Raw genomic sequence first — 516 nt, 5'->3', positions numbered from 1 at the left:
CGCGCAAATGGCGGAAGCGGCCTGAAAGCCGGCGCGATCACCGTCTATTCGACGCCAAGACGGCTCGCGCTCATTGCCAAAGACCTGCCCGAGCAGACCGAAGCGGTCAGCGAGGAAGCCAAGGGCCCACCGGAAGCGGCGCCCGATCAGGCGGTCGAGGGTTTCTGCCGCAAGAACGGCGTTACCCGCGACCAGCTGGAAGTGCGCGACGTCAAGGGACGTGCGACCTATTTCGCGGTGATCAACAAGCCGGGTCGCGATACCAAGGATGTTCTGGCGGAAGCCATTCCGGCGATTATCAAAGCCTTTCCCTGGCCGAAATCGATGCGCTGGGGCGAAGCCAGCCTGTCGACCGAAAGCCTGCGCTGGGTGCGGCCGCTGAGCGGCATCGTGGCGATCTTCGGCGATGACCTGGTGTCCTGCGAGATTGACGGCTTGACGTCAGGCTATGATACTGTCGGACATAGATTTCATCATGCAAAGGCTCCGTTCGTCTCGAGCGAAGTCGAGAGACCG

At 62.0% G+C, this 516-nt stretch carries 1 protein-coding gene; it reads left to right on the top strand.

Features of this window, described 5'->3' with window-relative positions:
- A partial coding sequence (locus tag C8024_RS14960) for a glycine--tRNA ligase subunit beta (protein ID WP_173206632.1) occupies window positions 1–516 on the top strand: 516 nt, incomplete at both ends.

This window comes from Sphingopyxis sp. BSNA05 (genome assembly GCF_013265645.1).
Lineage (GTDB): Bacteria > Pseudomonadota > Alphaproteobacteria > Sphingomonadales > Sphingomonadaceae > Parasphingorhabdus.
This window is presented reverse-complemented; position numbering and strand designations above follow the sequence as displayed.